Below are 22083 nucleotides of genomic sequence, written 5' to 3'. Positions count from 1 at the left end.
CGCGGATCCGCCTTCCGACGGAGATTCACCGCGCCCGGCCTCCCCCTTCCGTTCGATCACGCCGGTCGATCAAGGTCGGTGAGGTCGAGCACGAAGCGGTAGCGGACGTCGCCACGAGTACGTCCGCCGTCCGGACCTGATCCGGCTGGCGACGTGGGCTCGGCTCGAACGGCGCCGCACTCTGCTGCGGGACTCCGTCCGGCGCGCGGTGCGCCCCGAGGCCGCCGGCTAACCCCGCCCAGGTTCGAGACCGGCCAGGCGCGCATCCGCCTCGTCGCGACGGCGGGTGGCCTCGTCCCGCGCCCGCTCCGCCCGCTCCCGGCGCAGCGCCGCACCCCGCAGCTCGGCCTCGACGGTCTGCGCCTCCTCGTCCAGGACCGCGAGGCGACGGCGGACGGCGTCCCGCTCGGCGTCCAGCCGGCCCGCGGCCGCCTCGATCCGCGCGACGTCGTCCGCCGCCGCCGCGCGCTCCCGCTCCGCGGCCGCCAGGTCGTCGGCGGCGTCCGCGACGTCGCGTCGCACCTGCTCGCGCACCTGCTCGCGCTCCGCCTCGGCGGTCCGATCCGAGGCCGACCGGCGGCCGCCGCTGCCCGATCCCGGGATGTCGGGCACGGCGTGCAAGTGCCGCCGCCTGCCGTCCGTATGCGGCTCGATGCCGAGCTCCTGCGGCGCGGCGACGGCGGACGCGACGTCCGCCGGATCCACCCCGGTCGCCTCGAGCGCGCCGACCAGCACCCCGGCACGCACCGCCCGTCCCGCACCGTCGTCGATCATCGCGGCGGTGAGCGTGGCCTCGACCTGCGTCGCGACGGCGTCCGACACGATGGTCCCGGCCTCGGCCGCGAGCGCCCGCGCCCGCGCGGTGACGGCCACGGTGAGCTGCCGCCGCTGCCGGGTCAGCTCACGCAGCTGGTCCCCGTCCACGCCTTCCTGGGCCGCGCGCATTGCCGCGCCGAGGTCCACGACCTGCTGCACCTGGTCCGGATCGGCGCGCACCAGATGATTGACGACCCACGCCGCCGTCGACGGCTTGCGCAGCGCCCGCACCTGCCGCGCGAGGTCGGGCTCGTCGTCGGACCGCAGCTCGGCGGCCCGCGCCTCGCGCGCCGGCACGAACCCGCCCGGGGCCAGCGCGTAGAGCTCGGTGGCGACCTCCAGCAGCGTGGGCATCCTTCGAGGGTAAAGGGGCGGCCCGCACCCGGCTCGGCGCTTAGGATCGATTCGATCCTCATGACCGACACCCCGCCGCAGAGCCGGCCCCCCGTAGCGTCCGCCGGCCGAGCGCCCGTGGACGAGCGCCGCGCGACGATCATCCTGCTCGCGATGGCGCTGTCGACGTTCCTGTTCGTCACCGTCGAGTCGCTGCCGTCCGGGCTGCTCACGCTGATGGCCCCCGACCTGGACCGCTCGACGTCGCAGATCGGCCTGCTCGTCACCGGGTACGCGGTGGTCGTGCTGCTGACCTCGATCCCGCTCGCGCACTGGACGCGGCGGGTGGCGCGGCGCTGGGTGCTGTCGGGCTGCGCCGGCCTCGCGGCCGTGGCGACGCTGTGGGCGGCGCTCGCCCCGACGTACGAGCAGCTGATGGTGGCACGGCTCGTCACCGCCGCCGCGCAGGCGCTGTTCTGGGTCGCGGTGGTGCCGGCCACGACCGGGCTGTTCCGGCCGATCGTGCGCGGCAAGGCGATGGCGCGGCTGGCGCTCGGCAACTCGCTGGCCCCGGTGCTCGGCGTCCCGGTCGGCACCTGGCTCGGCGAGCACACGTCGTGGCGGTGGACGTTCGCCGCGGTCGCCGCGCTGTCGCTGGTCGTCACGCTGGTAGTCCTCGCCCTGTTCCCCACCATTCCGCCGTCCGAGGGCGGCGCGAGCCGCGCCCCCCACCCCAACGCGCGCCGGTTCGGCTTCCAGATGGTCACGACCGGGCTGGTGCTGGCGGGCGCGTTCGGCATCATCACGTTCGTCACCCAATACCTCATCGACGTCGCCGGGTTCACCCAGGCCGACATCCCGCGGCTGCTGCTCCTGCAGGGCGCGGCGAGCGTGGTCGGCGCGATCGTCGTGGGCCGGTTCATCGACGCCTACCCCGTGGTGGTGCTCCTGGCGGGCCTCAGCGTGCTGACCGTGTCCCTGGCGGCGATGTGGGCGCTCGGCGACAACCCGGTGGCCGCCGTGACGACGCTCGCGCTGTTCGGGTTCTCCTTCTCCACCGTGCCGCCCGCCCTGTCGCACCGCGTGATGCTCGTGGCCCCGCGGTCGACCAACATGGGCGTGGCCGTGTCGTCGTCCATGTTCAACGTCGGCATCGCGGCCGGCTCCGGGCTGGGCGCGGCGCTGGTCGCCGTCGTCGGCATCCGTGCCGTGCCGCTCGCGAGCGCCGTCGCCGTGCTGCTGGCCCTGCTCGTCGCCCTCGCCGAGGAGCGCTTCAACCCGCCGCTCACCACGGCGAACACCCCCGCCCGACCCGACATGACGCAATGACTGAATCAGTGCGTCACGTCTCCGCCGACCATTGGCAGGTGGACGACACCGACCGCTGCCCCTGCGGCTCCGGGGACACGTACGGCGCGTGCTGCGGCCCGCTGCACCGCGGCGAACGACCGGCGCCGACGGCGGAGGCGCTGATGCGCTCGCGCTACAGCGCGTTCGCCGTCGGGGACGCCGCCTACCTGAGGGCTACGTGGCACCCCCGCACCCGGCCGTCGTCGCTCGACCTCGACGTCGACCAGGAGTGGCGGCGCCTCACCGTGCTCGCCACCCACGCCGGCGGCCCGTTCCACGACGGCGGCGAGGTGGAGTTCGTCGCGTCGTACCGGTCCGCGGGCACCGGCGCGCGCGGCCGGCTGCGCGAGGTGAGCCGGTTCGTCCGCGAGGGTGGGCGCTGGTTCTACGTGGACGGCGACGTCGAGGCCTGACCATCCACGTGCCGTGCGACCGGGTGGATGTCCGGGTGGATGTCCGGGTGCACGTCGGCGACGTGCAGGTCGACGGCCACCCGGTGGGCGTCGAAGTCGGTGCCGAGCACCGCCGACACGGCGTCGGCCGTGGCCCCACGCACCAGGTCGGCGGCGTCGGCGATCCGGGAGCCGAAGCGCACGCTCAGCACCACGGTGACCGACTCCAGCTCCGGGGCGGCCGCCCCCGAGGGGTCGCCGGCGGCGCATCGGACGTCCCTCACCCCGATCTCGCCGTCCGGGTCGTCGAGCGCCGCGCGCACCCGGTCGACGACGAGGCGCGTCGCGACGACGAACGGCCCGCCGGCGTGCCGGCCGGCCACGTACGCCGAGGGCCGCGCGGTCCGGAGCACCCGCGTGAGGACGGACTGCCGCGCCCGCACCCAGCCCTCGTCCGTCAGCTCGCGCAGTCCCGCGGCGGCACGGCCGAGCACGTCGTCCTGCACGTCGTCCTGCACCTCGTCCTGCACCTCGTCCTGCACCTCGTCCTGCACCTCGTCCTGCACCTCGTCCTGCGCGGTGTCGTCGCCGAGGTCACCCGTGCCCGGGTTCACCTCCATGGCTCCAACCTCCTCCCGAGGTTCTGGCGCGCCCGGTGGACCGCTCCACGCACCGCACCCACCGTCGTCGCCTGGACCTGCGCGACGTCTGCGTAGGGCATTCTCTCCACCTCGGCCAGGATCCAACAGGCCCGCTGCAGCTCGGGCAGGTCGGCCAGCGCTCCCTCCAGCGCCTCGAGCAGGTCGCGCACCCGCGCCGCGGCCGCCGGGTCGGAGGACCCGTCGGCGGGCAGGCTCTGCGGCAGCTCCTCGGCCGGGTGCCGCACGATGTCCCGCACGCGACGACGCACCGTGTTCGCGAGGATGCCGAAGAGCCAGGTTCGCACGGCCGCGTCCCCGCGGAACCGGTCGACCGACGTCCACGCCGCCACGAGCGCGTCCTGCACGCAGTCCTCGGCGGCGGTGCCGTCGCCCAGCATCCTGCGCGCGTAGCGGTACATCGCCGTCCCGTGGCGGGCAGCCAGCGCGCCAAACGCATCCTTGTCCGCGAGCCTGGCGCGACGGACCAGCTCGGCGTCGTCGTCCACCGTCGGCCATGCGACGCCCAGCACGATGTGACGCAGATCACTCTCCTCGGAGCGTGACGATCGACGGGCTGCGGGCACTCACCCAGTGTCGGAAGAAACCGCACTCGTCGCGCGACAGACGACGCACGGGGCACCGAGCACGGAGGCTGGACATGGCAGAGAGCACGCAGCAGGATGCCGCCACCCAGGGGGGGAACGACTCGGCGAACACCCGGCGACAGCCGGCCGAGCGCACCCCGAAGGGCCCGCTGGCGACCGACAAGGGCACCACCACCATCGCCGACGGCGTCGTCAGCAAGATCGCCGGTATCGCCGCGCGCGACGTGACGGGGGTGCACGGCGTCGGCGGCGGCGCAGCCCGTGCGTTCGGCTCCATCCGGGAGCGCATCCCGGGCGGCACCACCAACTACGCCCAAGGCGTCAACGTCGAGGTGGGCCAGGCCGAGGCAGCGGTCGACGTCGAGATCGTCGCCGACTACGGCGTTGCCATCGCCGACGTCGCCGAGGCGGTGCGCCGCAACGTCATCACGTCGATCGAGCGGATGACCGGGCTCAAGGTCATCGAGGTCAACGTCGACGTGAGCGACGTCTGGTTGCCCGATGAGGAGGACGAGGGCGGGCAGCAACAGCAGCAGCGGGTGCAGTGAGCGGGCCGACGCTCCCCACGCCCGCCCGCAGGTTGCACGACGCCGCCGTGGCGGTCCCGGGGGTGGCAGAGCTGAGCGGCGGACTCCTCGGTGAGGTCGCCACCTACCTGCCCGGGGACCGGGTGCCGGGCGTGCGGTTCGACGAGGACGGCGTGCACGTGCACGTCGTGGTCACCGAGGCGGGCCTGCACGACTTGCCCGGCGTGGCCGGCGCCGTGCACGAGGCCGTCCGGGAGGCGCTGCGGCGGTCCGCGGCGCAGGGCTACGACGAAGGCGAGGAAGGCCCGGCGGCGGACACGCCCGTCATCGTGCACGTGGACGACGTCGAGGCCACCGGGACGACCGGTGGCCCGGAGGTCCCGACGACCGGGACGTGGAAGGACGAGACATGAACAACCTCACCACGACAGGGCTGATCGCCGGCCTGCTGCTCGCGCTCGCCGTGACCACCGGGGGCTTCCTGGGCTTCCTCCTGGCCATCGTGCTGGGAGGGATCGGCCTCGCGGTCGGCGCGCATCTCGACGGGAGACTGGACATCGGCGCGCTCCTGGGAGGCCGGCGCCGTGGCTGACGACGACCTTGACGACGTGTCCGGCGAGGTGGCCGGCGAGGTGGCCAGCGACCCGGACGGCGGGCAGGACGCCGGGTCCGTCGCCGGCCACGTCACCGTCGCCGACCGGGTGGTGGTGAAGGTGGCGCAGCGCGCCGCCGCGGGCGTCTCGACGCGGGTGCCCGGCGGGCTGGCGGGCAGCGACCTCCCACGAGTCGACATCGAGCTCGCGGGCCTGCGGGCACGCGTGCGGGCTCAGGTCGCGTCGACCTGGCCCGAGCCGGCCGCCGACGTGGCGGCACGGGTGCGCGACGCCGTCCGCGACGAGCTCCGACGCCTGGTCGGGGTGCACGTGGACGACCTCGTGGTGACGGTGGCCGGGGTGCAGCCGCCCGCGGCAGAGATCAGGAGGGTGCGATGACGACGATCGTGGAGGGTTCCGAGCGGGCGCCCGGCGCCGGGGCGGGTGCACCGGTGCCCGCCGCGCCGCCGCATCGTTCCGCGGCCGCGGCGCGCGCCGCGAGCGTCGTGCTGGCCGTGCTGCTGATCGCAGCGGGCGTGGTCGCCGGGCAGGAGGCGCTCTCCGCGCTGTCCGTGGGGGGCCTCTTGCCCGAGGACGGATGGCTGCGGCTGACGGCGGACCGGCTGGACGGGACGACGCTGAGCTCCGGCGCGATCGGCGCCGGGGTGGCGGCGATCGTCGTCGGCGTCATCGTGCTGGCCGCGGCGTGGCGCACCGGGGCCCGCACGGCGCGGCTGCGCCACGCGCCCGGCGTGGAGCTGCGGGCCCAGGACGTCGCACGGTTGGCGTCGGCGGCGGCGGACGACGTCGACGGCGTGCTCGCCGCGGCCTCGACGGCGTCGCGCCGCAGCGTCGTGGTGCGGGTGCGGACGACCGGGGACGACGGCGTCCCGGGCGAGGTGACCGAGGTGGTCACCTCCAGGCTCGCCGTCCTGGACCCCGCCCCCCAGGTGCACGTGCACGCCGTGACCGCTGGGGGTGCGCCATGAGGACGCGCCGCCACGTCGTGGGAGCCGACCGCACGATCCTGACCGTCGTCGGCCTGGTGCTGGTGATCGGCGGGGCCGGCCTCGTCGCCCTCGCCGCGGGCTGGCTCCCCACGGGAGCCGGGCTGCCCCAGCCGGGTACGTCGTTCGACGCCTCCGTCGTCGGCGATGCGGCGGACGCGAGCTGGTGGGCCGGCGCCTGCGCCGTGGCGGCGCTGCTGCTGGTCGGCCTCGGGCTCTGGTGGTTGATCGCGCACCGGCCGGGTCCGCGCTCCGGGTCGCTGCCCCTGCCGGGCTCGCGCACCGGCGACCGGCTGCGAGTCGTTCCGGACGCTGCGACCCGGGCGGCGTCGGCCGCCCTCGAGTCGGACCCCCGCGTGCGCTCCGCGTCGCTGGGGCTGAGCCGGGAGCACGGTCAGCTCGTCCTCGTGGGACGCGTCAGGGTCGCGTCGCAGGCCGACGTCACCGCGCTGGGCACCCTCGTCGACGACGTCGCCCGCCGCACGGGTGAAGTGCTGGGGCAGGACCTCACGGCGCGGGTGCACCTCGCCGTCGCCCGCCGCGGCGCGGCGGGCCGTCGCGTCGCCTGACGCGCGTCAGGCGATGCTCTCGCGAGGCGCGACGGCCACCGGTGCGACGGCCGCCAGCGGGGACGCCGGCAGCGCGCCCCGACCGCCAGAAACCCCAGCGACTGGATGATCGACGCGATGCCTACGATGTGACATCTCCTCGTTCGAGTCGATTCACCCTTCTTTGAGCCTCAGAACCTGAGCTCAGAACGGGTAGCGCTGGACCTGCGACTGGACGGTCACCCACTGCGTCTCGGTGAACGCCTCCACGTTGGCGTCGTGCCCGCCGAACCGCGCGCCGGTGCCCGACGCCTTGGTGCCGCCGAACGGCGCCGCCGCCTCGTCGTCCACCGTCTGGTCGTTCACGTGCACGATGCCCACGTCGAGGCGGTCGGCCAGCTCGTAGCCGGCAAACGCGTCCGCGGTGAGCACCCCCACCGAGAGCCCGTACTCGGAGGCGTTGACCAGGTCCACGGCCTCGTCCACCGACGAGAACCGCAGCACGGGCGCCACCGGACCGAAGATCTCCTCCGCCCAGGCGCGGTGCTCAGGCGTGACCCCGGACAGCACGGTGGGCTCGTAGCAGAGCCCGTCGTACCGGCCGCCCGCCTCGAGCACCGCGCCCGCCGCGACGGAGTCGGTCACGATGCCGTGCACCTTGTCCCGCTGGCCCGCGTCGATGAGCGGGCCGAGCGGCGTGCCCGTGGCCGGGTCGCCCACGGGGATGTTCCGCGCCTTCTCCGTGAGCGCCGCCACATACGCGTCGTGGACGTCGGTGTGCACCAGGTGCCTGCCCGCCGTCATGCAGATCTGCCCCTGGTGCAGGAAGGTCCCCCAGGCGCCGGCGCTCGCGGCGGCCTCGACGTCGACGCCGGGCAGCACGACGAGCGCGTTGTTGCCGCCCAGCTCGAGGTGGGCCCGCTTGAGCAGCCGCCCACACCGCTCCCCGATGACGCGGCCCGCGGACGTGGAGCCGGTGAACGACAGGACCGGCACGCCCGGGTGGTCGACGAGAGCCGCGCCGGCCTCCGCGCCGCCCGGCACCACGGACAGCACGCCGGCGGGGAGCCCCGCCTCCTCGAGCACGGCCGCGAGGAACAGCCCGCCCGCGACGGCGGTGCGCGGGTCGGGCTTGAGCACGACGGCGTTGCCCAGCGCGAGCGCGGGCGCCACGGACCGCATCGCGAGGATGCCGGGGAAGTTGAACGGCGAGATGACGCCGACCACGCCCACCGAGCGCCGCCGCGCCAGCGACAACCTGGGCTGCGCCGTGCGCAGGAGCTGCCCGTACGGGACGAGGGCCGTCGCGGCGGCCAGGTGGAGCTCCGCGGACACGAGGCCCACCTCGAAGGCCGCCTTGCCCTGGCCGGAGCCCGCCTCCCGCACGAGCCAGTCCACGTACTGCGGCGTGCGCTCCGCCAGGACGGCGGCCGCGGCGCGCATGACGGCCGCGCGCTCCTCGGCCGGGCGCGCCGCCCACTCGCGCTGCGCGGACGTCGCGAGGCCCGCGGCCCGCGCGACGTCGTCGGCGCCGCCGGCAGCGACCCGCCCGATCGTCTCGCCGGTGGCGGGGTTGACTACGTCGGCCGTGGCAGCGGTGGCGGCCCACCCCCCGAGGTATGCACACCCGTCCCAGTCGGCCGGATCGAAGAACGTCATCGTCTCCCCATCTCGTCGTCCGCACTCGGACGTTAACCCACCCCGACCCCTCCTCCGTCGGCGTTTTGTGCACTAGCGTTCGCAGGACCGGGCAGCCCGTGCACGGAGGCACCATGGCAGTACTCGAGGTCGAGAGCGCCGACGCCTGGCAGGACGTCGTGAGCAACTTGTTCGTGCCCCTGAGCTGCCTCGGTTTCGAGCGGACGTTCCGCGGCCGGATGGAGCACGTCGGGCTCGACGACGGGATCTCCGTCTCTCTCGTCACGACCTGCGGCACCAGCGCGGAGCGGTCGGCCCGGCTCGCGGCGCACGCCGCGAGCGACGACCTGCACCTGTCGCTGCAGCGCTCCTCGCGCGGGCTCGTGCGCGCGAGCGGCACCGCTGTCGGGGTGCGGCCGGGCTCCGTGTCGGTCTACGCCACCGACGCCCCGTACTACCTCGACTACTCCGCGCCCCACCAGCAGCAGCTCATCGTGCAGGTCTCCCGATCCTCGCTCGGCCTGCCCGAGGGGATGCTCGACGCCGCCCGGCGCCGCCTCGCGCTGCCGGGCTCGCCCGCCGCGCGGGTGCTGTTCGGCTACGTCGCGGGCATCGTGCCCGGCCTGGGCGGCATCGCGATCGACGACGGTGCCGCGGTGGACGACGCCGGAGCCGTGGCGCGCGACCTGGCGGTGGCGATGCTGCGCACGTCCTTCGCGTCGGGGCCGGTGCTGCCGGAGACGCCGGCGGGCCTGCTCGCGGCGATCCAGGACTTCGTGCGCACGCACGCGGGCGACCCGGCGCTCGACGTCGAGCTGATCGCCCGCCGATTCTCCATGTCGCGGCGCCGGCTGTACGTGCTGTTCGGCGCGCTGGGGGCCACCCCGGGCGAGCACCTGCGATCGGTGCGGCTGGCGGCGGCCGCCACCCGGCTGAGCGACCCGACCGAGCGCCGCACCGTGGCCCAGATCGGGTCGGCCTGCGGGTTCGACGACGCGACCACGTTCACGCGGGCGTTCCGCCGCGCCTACGGCACGCTGCCGCGCGACCACCGCGCCGCGTTCCGCTGAGCCCCTGAGCCGCTGCCCGGGCCAGCGGCGGCGCGCCCGCGCATCGGCGTTCTGTGCACGGTCGCGGCACACTCCTTGAGCCGTTCGCACAGCGGACCTACGTTCGCGACACGCCCGACGACGAGGCCGGGCCCGCCGATCCCCGTCACCGTCGACGGGCGGAAGGACGTGTCACGATGCGCGGACTGCGAACCCGGACCATGGCGGCCGTGACGCTCACGGCCGCGACCGCCCTCGGCCTCGGCGCCTGCTCCGACGACGCCGGCGTGGACGACCCCTCCACGGGCCCGGGCGGCTCGAGCGGGGCCGCCGACGTCGCCGCCGCGGAGGAGTTCCTCGCTCCCTGGCTCGGCGGCACGGAGAAGGACCTGCTGATCGATGAGCCCCTCGACGCCCCCGTCGAACCCGGCACGCACGTCGTCTACCTCGACTTCGGCACGCCCGTCAGCGCCCAGATGTGGGCCAACCTGCAGGCCCCGGCCGAGCTGCTGGGGCTCACGCTGGAGCGGGTCGAGACCGGCCAGGATGCCCAGTCGATCAACGCCGCGATGAACTCGGTGGTCGAGCTCGAGCCCGACGGGATCATCAACATCACGCTGGACCCGGTCTTCTTCGAGCCGCAGCTCGCACAGCTCGAGGAGCTCGGCATCCCCATGGCCAGCGGCTCCGTGATGAACACGGAGGAGCTCGGGCTCCCCGAGGCGTTCAACGGCCCCGAGTGGATGCGGGCCAACGGCGCCGCGCTCGCCGCCGCGGCCGTCGTGCGCTCGGGCGGCGCGCAGGAGTACGCGTTCTACAACATCCCGGAGTTCCCCTTCTCCTCCTACGAGCTCGAGGGCGCGCAGGAGAAGATGACCGAGCTGTGTCCCACCTGCGAGCTGCGCGTGATCGACATCCCGATCGCCGAGCTCGGCTCCACCGCCGCCGACCGCATCGTGAGCGACCTCCAGTCCAACCCCGACACCGAGTACTTCATCGGCGCCGTCGACGAGGTGCAGATCGGCCTCGCGCAAAAGCTCGACCTGGCCGGGATCGACGTCGACGGGATCGCCATGTGGCCCGCCCCGGCCAACCTCGAGCAGGTCGCCGGCGGCCAGCAGGACGCGACGCTCGCCGTCGATCTCAACCTCATGATGTGGACGGTGCTGGACCAGCTCCTGCGCGAGATCGGCGGCCAGGACTACGCCTGGCCGGACGACCTGGTTCGCGCCCAGACCCTCACCCAGGTGATCGACACGTCGACCGTGCCGGACGACCCCGCCGTGGGGTACGTCGCGATCGAGGACTACCAGGACCGGTTCGCGGCGAACTGGCTCGTGGGCCGGTGACCGGACGTTCCGCCGGCGCCGCTCCCCTCCTGCGGGTCGCCGGGGTCGTCAAGACCTTCCCCGGCCTGGTGGCCCTCGACGAGGTGTCCCTGGATGTGAACGCCGGCGAGGTCGTCGCCGTCGTCGGCCACAACGGCTCCGGGAAGTCCACCCTGGTCAAGGTGCTCGCGGGCCTCTACGTCCCCGACGCGGGCACGATCGAGAGGGGCACGAACGAGAAGAGCGGCGCCGACGACGGGACCGCGACCGAGGTCCACTTCATCCACCAGGACCTGGCACTCGTGGGCGAGCTCAGCACCGTCGAGAACCTCACCCTGCTCGCGGGGTCCGGCGCCGCAGCGCTCGCACCCACCCCCGTCGCGGCGCCGCGGGCGCGCGCCCGCGAGCTCGTGGGGCGGTTCGGCGACGTGTTCGACGTCGACGCCCCGGTCCGCACGCTGACCCCGGCGCAGCGGGCGATCGTCGCGATCGCGCGCGCCCTGGACGGGTGGACGCACGGCCGGCATGTCGTCGTGCTCGACGAGCCCACGGAGTCGCTGCACCGCACCGAGGTCGAGGTGCTCTTCGCCGCCGTCCGACGGCTCGCGGCGGACGGCGCCGGGGTCGTGTTCATCTCCCATCGCCTCGACGAGGTGCTGGCGCTCGCGGACCGGGTGTCGGTGCTGCGCGACGGTCGCAAGGTGGCCGACGAGCCGGTCGAGGGTCTGGACCACGGCCGCCTGGTGGAACTCGTGACGGGCGAGCTCGGCACGGGTTCACTCGGCACGGGTTCACTCGGCGCCGGCTCGCACACCGCGGACGGCGCCGCCCGGCCGGGGACCCGCGCGGGCGCCGAGCCCGTGCTGCGGGCCCGGGCCCTCGCCGGCCCGGGCCTGCGGGGCCTGGACCTCGACCTGCACCCGGGCGAGGTGGTCGGCGTCGCGGGCGTGCTGGGCTCGGGCCGCGAGACGGTGCCCGCCCTCCTGTTCGGCGCGGCTCACGGCACCGCGGCGGAGCTGACCGTGCGCGGCAGGCCGTACCCGCGCCGTTCGCCGGCGGCGAGCATCCGACGGCGGATGGCGTTCGTCCCCAGCGACCGCGCCCGCGACGGGTCGACCGGGCCGATGACGGCGCGCGAGAACCTCACGCTGCCGCAGCTGCGCACGCTCACGGGGCGGCTCGGGGCGGTCGCGCGGCGTCGGGAGAACGCCGAGGCGGAGCGGCTCCTGGAGCGCTTCGACGTCGTGCCGCGGCGGCGCGAGCAGACGTTCTCGCTGTTCAGCGGCGGCAACCAGCAAAAGCTGGTGCTGGCGCGGTGGCTGCGCGACGACCCCGCCGTGCTGCTGCTCGACGAGCCCACGCAGGGCGTCGACATCGGCGCCAAGCACGCGGTCTACGCGGCCGTCGACGCCGCGGCGGCGGGCGGCGCCGCCGTACTCGTCTCCTCCTCGGAGGCCAAGGAGCTGGTGCGGTTGTGCGACAGGGTGCTCGTGCTGCGCGACGGCGAGGTCGCCGTCGAGCTCGCCGGCGGCGACCTCACGGAGCACCGCCTCGTTCGCGAGGGCTACGGCCTCGCGGGCTCGACGCAAGGAGCACCATGAACTCAGCGCTGCGCGCCTTCTCGTTCCGCAACATCAGCGCGGTCTACATCTTCGTGGCGATGTTTGTGCTGTTCTCGCTGTGGATCCCCGAGAAGTTCCTGCAGCCGGGCGTGTGGCGGTCGCTGCTCGACGCCGAGGCCCTCACCGGCCTCGCCGCGCTCGCCGCGCTGGTGCCGCTGGTCGCCGGGTCGCTCAACCTCGCCGTCGGCGCCCAGGTGGGCTTCTCGGCCATCCTGTCGGCCTGGTTCCTCGCCCGGGCGGGCCTGCCGATCGCGGTCCAGCTACCGCTGGTGGTGTTCGTCGGCGCGGTTATCGGCCTGGTCACCGGGCTGATCATCACGCGGCTGCGCGTCGAGTCGATCATCGCGACCCTCGGCGCCAGCTCGATCCTGCTCGCCGGGATGGCCTGGGTCTCGGACAGCCGGCAGATCCTCGACCTCGGCCCCGACTACCGCGCGATCGCCACGACCGACCTCCTCGGCGTGACCGTGCCGGTGTACGTGCTGCTCGCCGTCGCGCTGGTCACCTGGTACGTGCTGGAACGCACCCCGGCGGGGCGACGCACGTACGCGACGGGATTCAACGCGGACTCGGCGCGCCTGGCCGGCGTGCGGGTCCAGCGCGTGCGGGTCGCAACGCTCGTCGCGGGCGGGGCCGTCGCCGCTCTGGCGGGCGCGCTGCTGACCAGCCGGATCAACGCCGGCGACCCGACGGTCGGGCCGAGCTTCCTGCTGCCCGCCCTGACCGCCGTCTTCCTCGGTTCGACGCAGTTCCGCGGCGGCCGGTTCAACGTGTGGGGCACGATCGTGGCGATGTACGTCCTGGCCGTCGGGATCAAGGGGCTACAGCTCGCCGGGTCCCCGGCCTGGGTGAACGACCTGTTCTACGGCGTCGCCCTGATCCTCGCGACCGCGCTGTCCCGCTGGAAGGCCGCCGCCCGCGAGACGGCGGCGATCCGGCGGGCGACGCGCTTCCTGCGCAGGCCCACGGCCGGCCTGCGAGCCAGCCCGCCAGGCGGTCCGGCCGGTCGGTGACGATCTCGTCGACGCCGAGGGTGACGGCCGCCGCCCAGTGCTCGGGCTCGTTCAGCGTCCAGACGGCGGCCGCGAGCCCGCAGGTCCAGGCACCACGACCTCGCTGTCGACCGTGAGCCGCCTGCGCCCCCGACCGTGGCCGGGTCGGCCCCCTCGATGACGATCTGCTCCAGCGCCTCGTTGAGCAGCAGCAGGCGCCGGGCACGAACACGCGCTACGTCACCGGGCGGCGCGTGGACCGCGCCCGCCGGCTGCTGCTGGAGGGCAGGACGCCCGCGGACGCGGCCGTCGAGGCGGGGTCCCACGACCAGTCGCACCTGACGCGGCACTTCCGTCGCGTGCTCAGTACGACGCCGGGCGCGTTCGCCGCGTGGCGGTTGTCGCGTGGCGGTTGTCGCGTGGCGGTTGTCGCGTGGCGGTTGTCGCGTGGCGGTTGTCGCGTGGCGGCCGGCGGGCCGTCAGCGCAGGCCGCGCCGGCGCTCGGACGTCCCCATCCCCCAGCGCACGGCACGGACGGCGACCGCGCCGGCGGGGCCCCCGCACGCGCGCCGGAACGGGGTGCCGACGCCGAGGGCATCGCGGGCCCAGCCGGGGAGCAGCGCGACGGCGCCCGCGGCGAGCAGGCCGTACGGCGCGCGGGCCGAGCGCGGCAGCGGCGGCTCGCGCAGCATGAAGTCCGCGGCGTCGAGCGCCGCGGGCGTGGCCTCGAGCTCAGGGCGGTAGGCCGTGATCGTCTCGCGCAGCTCGGCCACCGTCTCCGGCACGACGACGGCGCCCAGCGCCCGTGCGATGCGGGCGGACTGCGCCACGTACTCGTCGGCCTCGCCGGCGGCGAGCGGGCGCTCGCCGTAGCGGGTGTGTGCGGCGAGGAACGAGTCCGCCTCCGCGGCGTGCACCCAGGTGAGCAGGTGCGGGTCGCCCGCGCGGTACGGGCGGCCGTCCGGGGCCTTGCCGCGCACCCGCTCGTGCACCCCGCGGACGCGGTCGATCATCGCCTCCGCGTCGTCGGTCGTGGCGAACGTGGTGGTGGCGATGAAGGTGGACGTGCGCGCCAGCCGGCCCCACGGGTCGCCGCGGTAGCCCGAGTGCCCCGCCACGCCCGCCATCGCCAGCGGGTGCAGCGACTGCAGCAGCAGCGCCCGCAGCCCGCCCACGAACATCGACGCGTCCCCGTGCACCCGGCCGATCGGGCTGTCCGGGGTGAACCATCGCGGCCCTGGCGTGAGGTGGATGCGGTCGCGGTTGGCATGCCCGTCCGGCCCGGCGACCTTGAGGAAGAGGGCGTCGCCGACCTTGGCCCGCACCGATTCCACGGGTTTCGTCGCCGTCGTCATGCGGCCAGTATCGCCCCCGCTCAGACGTCCATCGGGGTGAGCACCGCGATGCGCCACCCGTCGTCCGTCGTCATGTCGCGTTCGGTCGTCATGTCGTGGCCTCCCTCGTTGGTGGCGCCGTCGATGTCGAGCCCACACAGGGCCGCAGACACCGTCACACGAACGCGCTGATCCCGGTGATCGCGCGGCCGACGACGAGGTGGTTGATCTCGTCCGTGCCCTCGAACGTGTAGATCGCCTCGGCGTCGGCGAAGAACCGCGCGACCCCGGCGTCGAGGGTGATGCCGTTGCCGCCGCACACCTCGCGGGCGAGCGCGACGGTCTCACGCGTGCGCCGCGCGATCCACCCCTTGGCGAGCGCGGCGTCCGCGTCGGAGAACCCCGGCGCGTCGACGGTGCCGGCGTCGGCGAGCTGCGACAGCCGCACCGCCATGCCGAGCGACGCGGTGAGGTTCCCGAGCATCGCCGCCAGCTTGGCCTGCACCAGCTGGAACGACGCGATCGGCCGCCCGAACTGCTCCCGCCGGGTCGTGTACGCGAGCGCCGCCCGGTAGGCGCCGGCCTGCGCCCCGGCCGCGAGCCACGCGACGTCGGTGCGCATGGCACGCAGCAGGCGGTTGACGTCGCGGAACGACTCGACCCGCTGCAACCGCATCGACTCCGACACGCGCACGCCGTCGAGCGTCACGTGCCCGTTGGGGACGATGCGGACCGCGGTCTTGCGCCCGATGGTCTCGACGGTGACGCCCGGGGCGCGACGGTCGACGAGGAACGCCATGACCCGACCGTCCGCGGCACCCTCGGAGCGGTCCTTGGCGAAGACGCAGAGCAGGTCCGCGCGCCCCGCTCCCCCGATCCACCGCTTCGCGCCCGTGAGGGTCCAGGTGTCGTCCTTGCTGTCCCGGACGGCCGCGGTCTCGAGCCCGCGCGCGACGTCGCTGCCGTGGTCGGGCTCGGTGAGCGCGAAGGCGCCCCAGGTGCTCCAGTCGCGGACGGCCGGGTCCCAACGGTCGACCTGCTCCGGCGACCCGCCGCGCAGCACCGCGTTGCGGAACAGCCACCCGTGCCCGCCGAAGAGCACCGCCGTCGAGACGTCCGTGCGCGCCAGCTCGAAGGTGCGGAAGCCGGCGAACAGCGCCGACGGCTCGGGTGGCGTCGTGGCGCCCCCCGGCTCCGGCGGGTCCATCAGCCGCAGCCCGGCGAGCGTGTCGCGCAGGGCCGGCGGGCACTCCGCGCGCTCCCACCAGTCGTCGACGTGCGGCGCCACGTCGCGCTCCAGCGCGTCGCGCAGCCGGCGCAGCACTGCGCGCTCGGCGCCGGTCAGCAGCAGCTCGTAGTCGTAGGGGTCGACGTCGGCGTACAGCCGGTCGTCGGTCACCTCATCCTGCCGCGTGTCCCTCGAGCTGCTCGTCATCGCGGCCGCCTCAGGCGTAGAAGCGCGCGAGCCAGGTGGCGACGACCGCTGGCTTGGTGCCGCCGTCCACCTCGATCACGGCCTCCACGGCGAGCTGGTGCCCGCCCGCGACTGCGGTCACCTCGCGCACCGTCGCGGCCATGCGCACGCGGGAGCCCACCGGCACGGGCGCCGGGAAGCGCACGCGGTCGAGGCCGTAGTTGACCTTGGTGCCCACGCCCTCGACCTGCAGCAGCTCCTCGGAGAACGGCACCACCAGCGACAGCGTGAGGTAGCCGTGCGCGATCGGGCCGCCGAACGGGCCGGCCGCCGCGCGCTCCGGGTCCGTGTGGATCCACTGGTGGTCGTCGGTGGCGTCGGCGAACAGGTTCACCTGCTCCTGTGTGACCTCACGGTAGGCGGTGACGCCCAGGTCGGCGCCGGCCAGGGACTCGATCTCGGCGTACGGGACGGTGGTGGTCATGCGGTCTCCATCGTGTCGGTGCCGGTCTCGGTCTCGAAGCGCTCGCGGAGAGCGTGCTTGCGGAGCTTGCCCGTCGCGGTGCGCGGCAGCTCGGGGCACAGCACCACGTGCTGGGGGATCTTGTAGCGGGCCAGCCGGTCGGCCAGTGCCTCCCGGACGCGGGCCGCGGCGACCTCGGGCGTGAGGCCCGCGCCCTCGGCGGGGACGACGAACGCGCAGCCCACCTCGCCCCACCGCTCGTCGGGCACCCCGACGACGGCGACCTCCGCGACGCCGGGGACCTCGAGGAGCGCGTTCTCCACCTCGGCCGGGTACACGTTCTCGCCGCCGGAGATGTACATGTCCTTGAGCCGGTCGCGCACGAAGACGTACCCGTCGACGTCCACGGTGGCGAGGTCACCGGTGCGGTACCACCCGTCGGCGAGGACGGCGGCGCTGGCCTCGGGGTTCTGCCAGTAGCCCGCCATGACGTTCGGCCCCTGGGCGATCACCTCGCCGATCTCGCCGGGGGCGGCGTCGGTGCCGTCGCCGCGCACCACGCGCCCCTCCACCCAGAAGTGCGGGCGGCCGGCCGAGCCGGGCTTCCGCGCGGCGTCCTCGGCGGTGAGCAGGAAGACGCCGGGCGCTGTCTCCGTCATGCCGAAGCCCTGCAGGATGCCGACGCCGCGCCCGGCCCACGCCCGCAGCGTGCGGTCGGGCAGCGGCGAGCCGCCCACATACACGTTGCGCAGGCTGGAGACGTCGGTCGTGGCGAAGTCCTCGTGCCGGGCGAGCAGGTCGAGCATGGTCGGCACCGCGAACATGCTGGTGGCCCGCTCGGCCCCGATCGCGCGCAGCACCCGCTCGGGCCGGAACTGCTGCTGCAGCACGATCCGCCCGCCCTTGAGGAACGTCGGCATGGCCAGCATGTTGAGCCCCGCCACGTGGAACAGCGGCGCGAACGCCAGCGCGACGTCGTCGTGCACCACGTCGGAGTCGACCAGCACCGAGAAGTACTGGAAGCTCAGCGAGCCGTGCGTGTGGACGGCGCCCTTGGGACGGCCGGTGGTGCCCGAGGTGTACATGATCAGGGCCGGGTCGTCCCAGGAGACGGGCTCGTCGATCTCGGCCTCGGCCGCCGTCGCGAGGAGCCGCTCGTAGTCGACGGCGCCCGCCACCTCGGGTCCGGCCGGATCGGCGTCGACCGCCACCCAGGCGCCGACCCCGTCCAGCGCGGGCGCGACGCGCACCGCCAGCTCCGCGTGCTCGCGCCCGTGCACGACCACGCAGGCGCCGCAGTCGCGCAGCACGTACTCGACCTCGTCGGACGCGAGCCGCGCGTTGACGACCACCCAGATCGCTCCGAGCTGCGCGGTCGCGAAGAACGTCTCCAGCAGCGCCGGGTGGTTGAACCCGACGTACGCGATGCGATCGCCCTTCTGGACGCCTGCGGCCCGCAGCGCGTTCGCGAGCCGGCGCGTGCGGCGCTCCACGTCCGCGTAGGTGAACGAGCGGTCGCCGAACGAGATCGCCGTCCGCCCCGCCGTGTTCTTCAGGCGGCGGCGGGGCCACGACCCGATGCCGAGGTCACGCACGGCCGGCCCCGGCGAGGCCGAGCACCCGCAGCGCGTTGTCCTTGAGGATCTTGGGCCGCACGTCGTCCTTGACGTCGAGGGCGGCGAAGTCGCGCCGCCAGCGGTCCGGCGTGAGCAGCGGGAAGTCGGAGCCGAAGAGCACCTTGTCCTGCAGCAGGCTGTTCGCCTGCCGCACCAGGGCCTCGGGGAAGTACTTCGGCGACCAGCCCGACAGGTCGATGTACGCGTTGCCCTTGTGCGTCGCGACGGCGATCGCCTCGTCCTGCCACGGCACGGACGGGTGCGCCATGATCACCGTGAGCTGCGGGAACGTGCCCGCGACGACGTCGAGCAGCATCGGGTTCGACAGGCCGAGCCGCAGCCCGTTGCCGCCGGGCATGCCCGCGCCGATGCCGGTCTGGCCGGTGTGGAAGAGGGCGGGCACGCCCGCAGCGGAGATGGCTTCGTAGAGCGGGAACCAGCGTTCCTCCGACGGGTCGAAGCCCTGCAGGGTGGGGTGGAACTTCATGCCCCGAACGCCCAGGTCGTCGAGCTGGCGGCGGGCCTCGTCGAGGGCGTCGGGGCGGCGCGGGTCCACCGAGCCGAAGGGGATGAGCACGTCGGCGTTCGCGGCCGCGCCCGCGACGAGGTCGTCCACGCTGTTGGGCGCGTGGCCGAGCTCGGTCGTGGCGTCGACGGTGAAGACCACGGCGGCCGTGGCGCGCTCCCGGTAGTGGGCCGCGGTCTCGTCGACGGTGGGCCGCTCGGTGGGGGCGCGGAAGTAGCGGGCGGCGGCCTCGATCACCTCGCGCGGCAGGGAGTGGCGGCCGTCGTGGTCCTTCTCCACGTGCACGTGGACGTCGACGGCGTCGATCGCGTCGACGTCGACCGCGCACTCGTACCGCGCCACGTGACGTGTCACGTCACACCCCCGGCGCCGGCGGCTCGGGGAACTTCTGCCCGACCGTCTGCAGGTGCGGGCCGACGACCGAGCCGAAGTCCTGCGCGAGCTCGTCCGCCGTCCAGCCGCCGTCGGCGAGCGCGACGACCGCCTCCTGCGGGTGCGTCCACAGCGCGAGGCGGTCGCCGCCGACGCCGATCGCCTGGCCGGTCACCGACGCCGCGGCTTCCGAGGCGAGGAACGCGACCAGGCCCGCGACGTCGTCCGGGCCGCCGAAGCCGAGCGCCCGGCGCGCGAAGGGCGGCATCGGCTCACCACGCTGCGCTGCCTCGACGAACGGGCGGAAGAACGGGACCGTCTCCGTCATCGCCGTTGCCGCGACGGGCACGATCGCGTTGACCGTGATGTCGGCGCGCGCGAGCTCCAACGCCCAGGTGCGGACCATGCCGACGATGCCGGCTTTTGCCGCGGCATAGTTGGTCTGGCCGAAGTTGCCGCGCTGACCGGTGGGAGAGCCGACGCAGACGATGCGGCCGCCCTCGCCCTGCTGCCGTAGATGGGTCGCGGCCTCGCGCACGCAGGTGAAGGTGCCGCGCAGGTGCACGCCGATGACGGTGTCGAAATCGTCGTCCGACATCTTCCACAGCACGCCGTCGCGCAGCACTCCCGCGTTCGTCACGAGGACGTCGAGCCGGCCGAACGCGTCCACGGCGGCCGCCACGAGCTCCTGTGCCGTGGCCGTCGGACCCACCGGCGCGACCACCGCGACCGCCCGGCCCCCGGCGTCCTCCACCCGGGCGACCGCCGCCTTTGCGACGTCGTCGTCGACGTCGTTCACGACCACCGCGGCGCCGCGGCGCGCGAGCTCGGTGGCGTAGGCGAGGCCGAGCCCCCTGCCGCTGCCCGTGACGATCGCGACCTTGCCGTCCAGGCTGACGTTCCCGCTGGCCATGCACTCCCCCGGTCATCGTCGACTGCAACGTCGCTATGACGTCGTTGCGCCGTCGACCGCGTCGTCGAGGCGTGCTGCCAGCGTGGCCCCGGATAGTGAGGATGTCAATCATTGTGATTCTCAATGATCGCGGGTAGCGTCGACGACGTGACAGGCATCCACCGGCTCGGCCGGGAGAACATCGGGCTGCTGCTCGCGCTGTCCAGCGGACGGGCGGTCGCCGCGGCTCGCGAGGCGCTGGTGCCGCACGAGCTCAACGCCCGCTCGTACTCGTTGCTGGAGCAGCTTGTGCTCTCCCACGGCGTGAGCCAGCGCGAGCTCGCGGACGCGCTCGCACTCGACCCGAGCCAGATCGTCGCGCTGGTGGACAACCTCGAGAGGCGCGGGCTCGCCGAGCGGCGCCCGCACCGGGCCGACCGCCGGCAGAAGTCTGTCGTCGCCACCGCCGCCGGAGCGGACCTGTACGTCGAGGCCCGACGTCGGGTCGAGGGGTCGCTCGACGAGCTGCTCGGCGACCTGTCCACCGACGAGCGCGCCGTGCTCGCCGACCTGCTGCACCGGATCGCGCGTCCGGCGTCGGGCGCGCTGGAGGACGTCGGCTGACGCCCTCCGCTCACCTCGACGAAGGGGAAGCATCATGCGCACAAAGACGTGTGCTCTGGCCGTGGGGGCCGTCGCGGCCCTGATCCTGTCGGGCTGCTCGGGCGGCGACGCCGGCGGCGATGGCGGCGGTGGCGAGTCGGAGGGCGGCACCACCGCCGTGACCGTGGGCGTGCTGCCCATCGTGCCGAGTGCCGCGCTGCAGCTCGGCATCGACGAGGGGATCTTCGAGGAGCACGGCTTCGACGTGACGCTCGAGTCCGGGCAGGGCGGGGCGGCCCTGCTGCCGGCGGTGGTGTCGCAGCAGATGGAGTTCGCGATCTCCAACCCGCTGAGCGTCATGCTGGCGCAGGAGCAGGGCCTCGACGTCCAGCTCGTCACCGGGTACTCGCACTCCAAGGCCGAGGGCGACGACGTCACCAGCGTGTGGGCGGCGCCCGACTCGGGCATCGAGCGGCCGGCCGACCTGGCCGGCAAGACCGTGGCCGTCAACACCCTCAAGACCATGGGCGAGGTGTCGATCCGCGAGATCGTCACGCAGGACGGCGGCGACGGCGCGAGCGTCGAGTTCGTCGAGATGGGCTTCCCGGACATGCCCGCCGCGCTCGACGGCGGCGACGTCGACGCCGTGTGGGTGCCCGAGCCGTTCCAGACTCAGCTCAAGGAGGGCGGCAACACCCTCGTGTCGTACAACTACCAGGAGGTGTTCCCCGGCGTCATGACGATGGGCGTCATCACCTCCGGCGCGCTGGCCGAGAAGGACCCCGAGATGGTGGAGGAGTTCACCGCCGCCGTCGACGAGGTCACCGCGTACGCGCAGGAGAACCCAGACGCCGTGGCCACCTCGCTGGCGGGGTTCCTGGAGATGCCGGAGGACGTCGCCGGGTCGCTGGTGATGGAGGACTTCCGCTCCGACATCGACGCCGACGCCATGCAGACGCTGTCCGACCTGTCCGTCGAGGACGGCATCCTGTCGCAGCCGGTCGACATGGGGACGTTCCTGCCGGGCGAGTAGCCCGGCGCCTCGTCAGGCGACGCGCAACCGGGCGTACGCCTCCTCGAGCACGCCGTCGAGACGACTGCGTGCCGTGCCGAGCTGCTCGATCTGCGCATCGATCCGGGCCCTCTCCCGCTCGAGCCGTTCGACCATCGCCGGCGACGTCGTCCCGGAGTACACGCAGGGCAGCAGCCCGAGGACGTCGTCGCTGGACAGGCCGGCGCCGAACAGCTGCTGGATCAGCACTACCCGCTCCACCGCATCTGGCCGATACAGCCGCTGGCCGCCGGAGGATCGCTCCGACGCCAACATGCCCCGGGTCTCGTAGTACCGCAGCGACCGCACGCTCACGGCGGTGCGCCGCGCGAGGTCGCCGATCTTCAGCTGCTCCATCCCGTCCACGCCTC

Annotated in this window: 26 protein-coding genes and 1 pseudogene; 15 read left to right on the top strand and 12 right to left on the bottom strand. The window is 74.2% G+C overall.

Annotated features, from left to right (window positions below):
• Positions 1-228 precede the first annotated feature (228 nt).
• Entirely contained in the window at positions 229-1170 is a 942-nt protein-coding gene (locus AC1C2V_RS12870; protein WP_495390014.1) for a hypothetical protein, read from the bottom strand.
• 60 nt (positions 1171-1230) lie between these two features.
• Between AC1C2V_RS12870 and AC1C2V_RS12865 the strand changes: the two genes are divergently transcribed.
• Together AC1C2V_RS12865 and AC1C2V_RS12860 are read left to right on the top strand one after the other, a co-directional pair.
• The gene (locus tag AC1C2V_RS12865; RefSeq protein WP_495390013.1) at positions 1231-2478 is read left to right on the top strand and encodes an MFS transporter; all 1248 of its coding nucleotides are present in this window, start codon (positions 1231-1233) and stop codon (positions 2476-2478) included.
• Entirely contained in the window at positions 2475-2912 is a 438-nt protein-coding gene (locus AC1C2V_RS12860; RefSeq protein WP_495390012.1) for a YchJ family protein, read from the top strand. The genes AC1C2V_RS12865 and AC1C2V_RS12860 overlap by 4 nt, the downstream gene beginning before the upstream one ends.
• On the opposite strand, the gene AC1C2V_RS12855 is transcribed toward AC1C2V_RS12860, so the two are convergent.
• Together AC1C2V_RS12855 and AC1C2V_RS12850 are read right to left on the bottom strand one after the other, a co-directional pair.
• Complete coding sequence (locus tag AC1C2V_RS12855) at positions 2885-3511, bottom strand: hypothetical protein (protein WP_495390011.1); 627 nt, start codon at positions 3509-3511, stop codon at positions 2885-2887. The two genes, AC1C2V_RS12860 and AC1C2V_RS12855, sit on opposite strands and share 28 nt — an antisense overlap.
• A complete protein-coding gene (locus tag AC1C2V_RS12850) occupies positions 3502-4062 on the bottom strand; it encodes an RNA polymerase sigma factor (RefSeq protein WP_495390010.1) in 561 nt (186 codons plus the stop codon). The genes AC1C2V_RS12855 and AC1C2V_RS12850 overlap by 10 nt, the downstream gene beginning before the upstream one ends.
• 128 nt (positions 4063-4190) lie before the next feature.
• On the opposite strand from AC1C2V_RS12850, the gene AC1C2V_RS12845 reads away from it, so the two are divergent.
• From AC1C2V_RS12845 to AC1C2V_RS12820, 6 genes are read left to right on the top strand one after another with little or no spacing between them, the layout of a single operon-like run.
• Positions 4191-4685: an Asp23/Gls24 family envelope stress response protein gene (locus AC1C2V_RS12845; RefSeq protein ID WP_495390009.1), complete on the top strand. Its 495-nt coding sequence runs from the start codon at positions 4191-4193 to the stop codon at positions 4683-4685.
• Positions 4682-5077: a hypothetical protein gene (locus AC1C2V_RS12840; protein ID WP_495390008.1), complete on the top strand. Its 396-nt coding sequence runs from the start codon at positions 4682-4684 to the stop codon at positions 5075-5077. Before AC1C2V_RS12845 ends, AC1C2V_RS12840 begins: the two co-directional genes overlap by 4 nt.
• Positions 5074-5256, top strand: coding sequence for a DUF2273 domain-containing protein (locus AC1C2V_RS12835; protein ID WP_495390007.1), 183 nt, complete (start codon positions 5074-5076; stop codon positions 5254-5256). The genes AC1C2V_RS12840 and AC1C2V_RS12835 overlap by 4 nt, the downstream gene beginning before the upstream one ends.
• Positions 5249-5656, top strand: a complete 408-nt coding sequence (locus AC1C2V_RS12830; RefSeq protein ID WP_495390006.1) for an Asp23/Gls24 family envelope stress response protein — start codon at positions 5249-5251, stop codon at positions 5654-5656. The genes AC1C2V_RS12835 and AC1C2V_RS12830 overlap by 8 nt, the downstream gene beginning before the upstream one ends.
• A complete protein-coding gene (locus tag AC1C2V_RS12825; RefSeq protein WP_495390005.1) occupies positions 5653-6246 on the top strand; it encodes a DUF6286 domain-containing protein in 594 nt (197 codons plus the stop codon). Before AC1C2V_RS12830 ends, AC1C2V_RS12825 begins: the two co-directional genes overlap by 4 nt.
• A complete protein-coding gene (locus tag AC1C2V_RS12820) occupies positions 6243-6833 on the top strand; it encodes a hypothetical protein (protein ID WP_495390004.1) in 591 nt (196 codons plus the stop codon). Before AC1C2V_RS12825 ends, AC1C2V_RS12820 begins: the two co-directional genes overlap by 4 nt.
• Before the next feature lie 183 nt (positions 6834-7016).
• On the opposite strand, the gene AC1C2V_RS12815 is transcribed toward AC1C2V_RS12820, so the two are convergent.
• The gene (locus AC1C2V_RS12815) at positions 7017-8471 is read right to left on the bottom strand and encodes an aldehyde dehydrogenase family protein (protein ID WP_495390003.1); all 1455 of its coding nucleotides are present in this window, start codon (positions 8469-8471) and stop codon (positions 7017-7019) included.
• 113 nt (positions 8472-8584) lie between these two features.
• Between AC1C2V_RS12815 and AC1C2V_RS12810 the strand changes: the two genes are divergently transcribed.
• The 5 genes and pseudogenes from AC1C2V_RS12810 to AC1C2V_RS12790 form a co-directional block, all read left to right on the top strand.
• Positions 8585-9520 carry a helix-turn-helix domain-containing protein gene (locus AC1C2V_RS12810; RefSeq protein WP_495390002.1) on the top strand — a complete coding sequence of 312 codons (936 nt, stop codon included), beginning with the start codon at positions 8585-8587 and terminating at the stop codon, positions 9518-9520.
• Positions 9521-9696: 176 nt separating this feature from the next.
• Positions 9697-10848, top strand: a complete 1152-nt coding sequence (locus tag AC1C2V_RS12805) for a substrate-binding domain-containing protein (RefSeq protein WP_495390001.1) — start codon at positions 9697-9699, stop codon at positions 10846-10848.
• Positions 10845-12428 carry a sugar ABC transporter ATP-binding protein gene (locus tag AC1C2V_RS12800; RefSeq protein WP_495390000.1) on the top strand — a complete coding sequence of 528 codons (1584 nt, stop codon included), beginning with the start codon at positions 10845-10847 and terminating at the stop codon, positions 12426-12428. Before AC1C2V_RS12805 ends, AC1C2V_RS12800 begins: the two co-directional genes overlap by 4 nt.
• Positions 12425-13462 (top strand): ABC transporter permease, encoded by a 1038-nt coding sequence (locus AC1C2V_RS12795; RefSeq protein ID WP_495389999.1) that lies wholly within the window; start codon positions 12425-12427, stop codon positions 13460-13462. The genes AC1C2V_RS12800 and AC1C2V_RS12795 overlap by 4 nt, the downstream gene beginning before the upstream one ends.
• A gap of 164 nt (positions 13463-13626) precedes the next feature.
• Positions 13627-13818: pseudogene (locus tag AC1C2V_RS12790) on the top strand (helix-turn-helix domain-containing protein); the annotation flags it as partial.
• A gap of 102 nt (positions 13819-13920) precedes the next feature.
• Here the strand turns inward: AC1C2V_RS12790 and AC1C2V_RS12785 are convergent.
• The 7 genes from AC1C2V_RS12785 to AC1C2V_RS12755 are packed head-to-tail and all read right to left on the bottom strand — an operon-like array spanning position 13921 to position 20079.
• On the bottom strand, positions 13921-14796 hold the full coding sequence (locus tag AC1C2V_RS12785; RefSeq protein ID WP_495389998.1) for an oxygenase MpaB family protein: 876 nt from the start codon (positions 14794-14796) through the stop codon (positions 13921-13923).
• A 20-nt stretch (positions 14797-14816) separates the two neighbouring features.
• Complete coding sequence (locus tag AC1C2V_RS12780) at positions 14817-14948, bottom strand: hypothetical protein (protein WP_495389997.1); 132 nt, start codon at positions 14946-14948, stop codon at positions 14817-14819.
• A 2-nt stretch (positions 14949-14950) separates the two neighbouring features.
• On the bottom strand, positions 14951-16210 hold the full coding sequence (locus AC1C2V_RS12775; RefSeq protein ID WP_495389996.1) for an acyl-CoA dehydrogenase family protein: 1260 nt from the start codon (positions 16208-16210) through the stop codon (positions 14951-14953).
• 10 nt (positions 16211-16220) lie between these two features.
• Entirely contained in the window at positions 16221-16673 is a 453-nt protein-coding gene (locus tag AC1C2V_RS12770; RefSeq protein ID WP_495389995.1) for a MaoC family dehydratase, read from the bottom strand.
• Positions 16670-18247 (bottom strand): acyl-CoA synthetase, encoded by a 1578-nt coding sequence (locus AC1C2V_RS12765; protein ID WP_495389994.1) that lies wholly within the window; start codon positions 18245-18247, stop codon positions 16670-16672. The genes AC1C2V_RS12770 and AC1C2V_RS12765 overlap by 4 nt, the downstream gene beginning before the upstream one ends.
• Positions 18240-19148, bottom strand: a complete 909-nt coding sequence (locus AC1C2V_RS12760) for an amidohydrolase family protein (RefSeq protein ID WP_495389993.1) — start codon at positions 19146-19148, stop codon at positions 18240-18242. The genes AC1C2V_RS12765 and AC1C2V_RS12760 overlap by 8 nt, the downstream gene beginning before the upstream one ends.
• Position 19149: 1 nt before the next feature.
• Positions 19150-20079, bottom strand: coding sequence for an SDR family oxidoreductase (locus AC1C2V_RS12755; RefSeq protein ID WP_495389992.1), 930 nt, complete (start codon positions 20077-20079; stop codon positions 19150-19152).
• Between the two features lie 147 nt (positions 20080-20226).
• Here AC1C2V_RS12755 and AC1C2V_RS12750 point away from each other — a divergent pair, with 147 nt between their 5' ends.
• Together AC1C2V_RS12750 and AC1C2V_RS12745 are read left to right on the top strand one after the other, a co-directional pair.
• Positions 20227-20682: a MarR family winged helix-turn-helix transcriptional regulator gene (locus AC1C2V_RS12750; protein ID WP_495389991.1), complete on the top strand. Its 456-nt coding sequence runs from the start codon at positions 20227-20229 to the stop codon at positions 20680-20682.
• Positions 20683-20716: 34 nt separating this feature from the next.
• Positions 20717-21694, top strand: coding sequence for an ABC transporter substrate-binding protein (locus AC1C2V_RS12745; RefSeq protein WP_495389990.1), 978 nt, complete (start codon positions 20717-20719; stop codon positions 21692-21694).
• 12 nt (positions 21695-21706) lie between these two features.
• Here AC1C2V_RS12745 and AC1C2V_RS12740 read toward each other — a convergent pair whose 3' ends face one another.
• Positions 21707-22069, bottom strand: a complete 363-nt coding sequence (locus tag AC1C2V_RS12740; protein WP_495389989.1) for a MerR family transcriptional regulator — start codon at positions 22067-22069, stop codon at positions 21707-21709.
• Positions 22070-22083 lie beyond the last annotated feature (14 nt).

This window comes from Isoptericola sp. Y541 (genome assembly GCF_059445465.1).
This window is presented reverse-complemented; position numbering and strand designations above follow the sequence as displayed.

What these genes read in the sequence shown, in the direction of transcription:
- AC1C2V_RS12870 (WP_495390014.1), bottom strand. Translation starts at nt 1,170, where the DNA reads ATGCCCACGCTGCTGGAGGTCGCCACCGAGCTCTACGCGCTGGCCCCG.
- AC1C2V_RS12865 (WP_495390013.1), top strand. Translation starts at nt 1,231, where the DNA reads ATGACCGACACCCCGCCGCAGAGCCGGCCCCCCGTAGCGTCCGCCGGC.
- AC1C2V_RS12860 (WP_495390012.1), top strand. Translation starts at nt 2,475, where the DNA reads ATGACTGAATCAGTGCGTCACGTCTCCGCCGACCATTGGCAGGTGGAC.
- AC1C2V_RS12855 (WP_495390011.1), bottom strand. Translation starts at nt 3,511, where the DNA reads ATGGAGGTGAACCCGGGCACGGGTGACCTCGGCGACGACACCGCGCAG.
- AC1C2V_RS12845 (WP_495390009.1), top strand. Translation starts at nt 4,191, where the DNA reads ATGGCAGAGAGCACGCAGCAGGATGCCGCCACCCAGGGGGGGAACGAC.
- AC1C2V_RS12835 (WP_495390007.1), top strand. Translation starts at nt 5,074, where the DNA reads ATGAACAACCTCACCACGACAGGGCTGATCGCCGGCCTGCTGCTCGCG.
- AC1C2V_RS12825 (WP_495390005.1), top strand. Translation starts at nt 5,653, where the DNA reads ATGACGACGATCGTGGAGGGTTCCGAGCGGGCGCCCGGCGCCGGGGCG.
- AC1C2V_RS12820 (WP_495390004.1), top strand. Translation starts at nt 6,243, where the DNA reads ATGAGGACGCGCCGCCACGTCGTGGGAGCCGACCGCACGATCCTGACC.
- AC1C2V_RS12815 (WP_495390003.1), bottom strand. Translation starts at nt 8,471, where the DNA reads ATGACGTTCTTCGATCCGGCCGACTGGGACGGGTGTGCATACCTCGGG.
- AC1C2V_RS12810 (WP_495390002.1), top strand. Translation starts at nt 8,585, where the DNA reads ATGGCAGTACTCGAGGTCGAGAGCGCCGACGCCTGGCAGGACGTCGTG.
- AC1C2V_RS12805 (WP_495390001.1), top strand. Translation starts at nt 9,697, where the DNA reads ATGCGCGGACTGCGAACCCGGACCATGGCGGCCGTGACGCTCACGGCC.
- AC1C2V_RS12795 (WP_495389999.1), top strand. Translation starts at nt 12,425, where the DNA reads ATGAACTCAGCGCTGCGCGCCTTCTCGTTCCGCAACATCAGCGCGGTC.
- AC1C2V_RS12785 (WP_495389998.1), bottom strand. Translation starts at nt 14,796, where the DNA reads ATGACGACGGCGACGAAACCCGTGGAATCGGTGCGGGCCAAGGTCGGC.
- AC1C2V_RS12775 (WP_495389996.1), bottom strand. Translation starts at nt 16,210, where the DNA reads ATGACGAGCAGCTCGAGGGACACGCGGCAGGATGAGGTGACCGACGAC.
- AC1C2V_RS12770 (WP_495389995.1), bottom strand. Translation starts at nt 16,673, where the DNA reads ATGACCACCACCGTCCCGTACGCCGAGATCGAGTCCCTGGCCGGCGCC.
- AC1C2V_RS12755 (WP_495389992.1), bottom strand. Translation starts at nt 20,079, where the DNA reads ATGGCCAGCGGGAACGTCAGCCTGGACGGCAAGGTCGCGATCGTCACG.
- AC1C2V_RS12745 (WP_495389990.1), top strand. Translation starts at nt 20,717, where the DNA reads ATGCGCACAAAGACGTGTGCTCTGGCCGTGGGGGCCGTCGCGGCCCTG.
- AC1C2V_RS12740 (WP_495389989.1), bottom strand. Translation starts at nt 22,069, where the DNA reads ATGGAGCAGCTGAAGATCGGCGACCTCGCGCGGCGCACCGCCGTGAGC.